This window comes from Parcubacteria group bacterium (assembly GCA_041657845.1).
GTDB lineage: Bacteria > Patescibacteriota > Minisyncoccia > Moranbacterales > JAKLHP01 > JAKLHP01.
Map to the genome: position 1 here is coordinate 1 of JBBABD010000055.1, position 3,736 is coordinate 3,736.

The window sequence follows — 3,736 nt, forward strand, 5'->3', positions numbered from 1 at the left end:
ATCGTTCCTCCGCCCCGGCTTCACCGAGGCCTGCATCCGCTCGCTCCGCGCGTGCTACCCCGACATCCGCGTCATCGTCGGGGAGAACGGGGAGATTGACGCCCGCCTGCGCTCCGCCTGCGCCGAGGTCGGGGCCCGCTACGTCGTCCTGCCCTTCGACTCCGGAGTTTGCCGCGCGCGCAACAGGCTCGTGTCGCTGGCGGAGACCGAGTTCGTCCTCGTGGGCGACGACGACTTCCTCTACGACGCCGGCGCGCGCGCCGACGACATGGCCGCGTTCCTGCGCTCCCGCCGCAAGTTCGACCTGATCGGCGGGCGCATAACCGAGAACGGGAAACTGCGCGACTACCAGGGCTACAGCGAGCTCGTCGAGGGCCCGCCGCGCAGGATGGTGAGCCACGCCCTCGACCCGGAGGACGCCAAGACAGACAGCAAAAGCGGCCTGCGCTTCATGCCCGCCGACATCACGTTCAACTACTTCGTCGCGAGGACCGAGAAGGTGAGGGCCGTCCCGTGGGACGAGGAGATAAAGGTCGCCTACGAGCACTTCTCGTGGTTCTTCGACTTCAAGCTCGCGGGGAACCGCGCCGCCTTCTCCCCCGACCCCGTCGTCATCCACAAGCCCAAGGGGGTGGACGCCCGCGCCGACGCCAGATACCGCCAATACCGCGTCCGCAAGGACGACAAGCGCCGCTTCTTCGAGCGCTTCGGCATCGCCTACTTCGTCGGCATGGAAGGCGCGGAGACCCCCGCCCCGCAGGACGACCCGCTGGAAGCGATAGAGTTCGCGGTGACCACGTTCATGCGCCCGGAAGCCCTCAGGCGCCTCCTGCTCTCGGTGGCCGAGTTCGCCCCGACCGCAAACGTCACCGTCGCCGACCAGTCCTTCGACGCGAAGGCGTGGGAGGCCCTCCGCCCCGCGCTCAAGGCGGCAGGCCTCAAGAACGACGTGAATGTCATCGAGATGCCCCACGACGCGGGGCTGTCCGCCTCCCGCAACCGCCTCGTGTCGGGGTGCGGGAGGGAGATGGTGTTCCTGCTAGACGACGACTTCGTCTTCACGGAGAGGACGGACGCGGCGAAGCTGGCCCGGAAGCTGAAGGCAGAGGGACTGGACCCCGTGGCCGGGGCGATAGACCTCGGAGAGGGCAGGCTCCAGCATTACGAGGGGCGCTTCGAGAGGGACGGCGGGAGGCTCAGGCAGGTCCCAGCGGACAGGCCCCCCTACGACTACGTCTTCAACTTCTTCGTCGCGAAAACGTCGGCGCTCAAGGCGTGCCGCTGGGACGAGGGCCTCAAGGTCGCGGAGCACATGGACTACTTCCTCTCCCACAAGGGCAAGCTCAAGCTCGGCTACGACCCTTCCGTGAGCGTGCTCCACCTGCGCGACCGGTCGCCGGAATACTCGCGGATGCGCGGGCGCTCCTACGCCTTCACCGCGAGGATGATGGTGAAGCACGGCCTCGACTTCATCCGCACCCACTCAGGCGACGAGATCAGGCTACCCGACATGAGGGAGAAGGCGGCGGAATTCGAGGCGGCCGAGCCGAAGCGCGAGGAGCCGTGCGGGAGGGTCGCGGTCTGCCGCAGGCCCGTGTTCGTCGGCAACCGCCGTTACTTCCCCGGCGCTGTCCTGCCGGAGAAGGCGCTCGACCTCCTGGACGACGCGCAGAAGGCGCGGGCCGTGAGGTGGAGGCGTTAAGAGGCAAAACATTATGGAAGTGAAAAACAGGCCCATCGGCGAGATCATCCCCTACGCCGCAAACGCCAAGAAGCACGTCAAAAAGCAGATTGAGCAGGTGTCAAAGTCCATCGAGGCGTTCGGCTGGGCGCAGCCTCTCGTCGTGGACTGCGACGGCAACCTCATCATCGGTCATTGCCGCCTCGAGGCCGCGCTTAAGCTCGGTCTCAAGGAGGTTCCGACCGTCACGATGGCCGACCTTTCCCCCGAGCAGGTGAAGGCCTTGAGGCTGGTCGAGCTAGACCCACACTACTGCGACGTGATAATCAAGCGTTGGGAGGACTACACCAGCCGTAAGGCAGAAAAGGCATGAAAGTCGAAAATCCAGTCAAACTGACCGATGAGGTCTCTCTAAAGCTAGAGCAGGCCGCCGCCATCGACGCGACTTGGGAGGAATGCGCGTTTTACGCGGGCATCAGCCCTGCCTGCCTTTACAACTGGCTTGAGAGCGTCGAGGGGTTGAGGGAGCGATTGGAGGCGTTGCGCAACAAGCCGGTTCTCAAGGCCAGGCAGTCGCTGGTCGGCTCGCTCGACTCCCCGGAGATGGCGCTGAAATACCTAGAACGCAAGCGTAAGGTGGAGTTCGCCCTGCGCCTCGAAAGCACGGGCGCGGACGGGGAGGCCCTGTTTGCCGACGTGACCGAGACGCTCAAGTCGCTCACCGAGCAGCTGCGCGCCGACGAGGACGCTGAGGACGCGGACGCGAAACATGAACAAGCGAAGACAGATGCCGAACCTAGACCCGAAACCGCCGCTCCCGCCGCTGTCCGGCCGTGAGCGGGCCTTCTGCATGGCCGTCCTCGCCCTCCTGAAGGTCGGGGAGCGTCCGGCCAGCGAGTGCCTCACGGAGTCCCAGCTCCGCATCTTCGCCGCGCTCGTGATCAGGCGACACCCGCGCGTCCAGATACTCATGGGGACGCAGGCCGGCAAGAGCATGACCGTCGGCCTCGCGTGCGTGGTGCTTACCGCCCTGCTCGGCCTAGAGGTCACGGTCGTGGCCCCCTCCGGCGAGAAGGCGCTCATCATCATGCGCTACGTCATCGAGCACCTCGGCGACCACCCGATATTCTTCTCGAAGCTCGAGAAGCGGAGCAGGCTCGAGCGCCTGCGCCTCGAGGAGAGCAAGCGGCGCATACGCTTCAACAACGGCGGCTCGATATTCGTCGTCAGCACGGACGAGAAGAACAGCCAGAGGAAGATTGAGGCGGCCATGGGCCACGGAGCGGGGATAGTCATCGAGGACGAGAGCGGCCTCATCTCCGACGACAGCGAGGCCACCATCTTCCGCATGATGGCGGGAAGGGGCCCGTCAGCCACCTACGTGAAGATAGGCAACCCGTTCTACAGCGCGCCGCCGCACTCGCACTTCTTCGCCTCGTGGGACGACCCGACATACCACCGCATATTCGCCGACCACGACCTCCTGCTCGCCGAGGGGCGCTACACGCCCGAGTTCGTCGAGGAGGCGCGGCGCAAGCCGATGTTCTCGGTGCTCTACGGCTGCGAGTTCCCCGACGCGAACGCCACCGACGGCGAGGGCTACGCCCCCATCGTCTCGTGGGGGCAGGTGAAGCTCGGCAAGCACTCGGCGGCCGACGTGTTCAGCGCGGCGAGGGCGAAGGGGGGGCAGGCCCTGCTCGGCGTCGACGTGGGCGCGGGGAGCGACGAGACCGTGCGCGCCGTCCGCTTCGGGGACATGGCGGCGGTGCTGGGGCGGGGGAAGACCCCCGACCTCATGGGCGTGGTGTCCCTCGTCGAGGCCGACATGAAGCTCGGCGGGATTTCCCCGCGCAACGTCTTCATCGACGACATCGGCGTGGGGCGCGGCGTCACCGACCGCCTCCGCGAGAAGGGCAGGCAGGTCGTCGCCGTGAACGTGGGCGAGGCGGCCAAGCTCGCGCCCGACAGCTTCGCGAACCTCAAGGCCGAGATGACGTGGGCCATGCGCGAGTGGCTCCACGCGGGTGGGACGCTGGACGAGGCGAACAGGGGCGG

Annotated in this window: 4 protein-coding genes; all 4 read left to right on the forward strand. The window is 66.6% G+C overall.

The genetic code is table 11. The features are described from left to right. Positions 1-1,702: glycosyltransferase (locus tag WC906_05300; protein ID MFA5777819.1), on the forward strand; the 1,702-nt coding region annotated here is incomplete at its 5' end. 13 nt (positions 1,703-1,715) lie between these two features. After that, positions 1,716-2,054: a ParB/Srx family N-terminal domain-containing protein gene (locus tag WC906_05305; protein MFA5777820.1), complete on the forward strand. Its 339-nt coding sequence runs from the start codon at positions 1,716-1,718 to the stop codon at positions 2,052-2,054. Beyond that, positions 2,051-2,518, forward strand: a complete 468-nt coding sequence (locus tag WC906_05310) for a hypothetical protein (protein MFA5777821.1) — start codon at positions 2,051-2,053, stop codon at positions 2,516-2,518. Before WC906_05305 ends, WC906_05310 begins: the two co-directional genes overlap by 4 nt. After that, positions 2,469-3,736, forward strand: a 1,268-nt coding sequence (locus WC906_05315; protein ID MFA5777822.1) for a hypothetical protein, incomplete at its 3' end; no start/stop codon positions are given. The genes WC906_05310 and WC906_05315, both read left to right, overlap by 50 nt.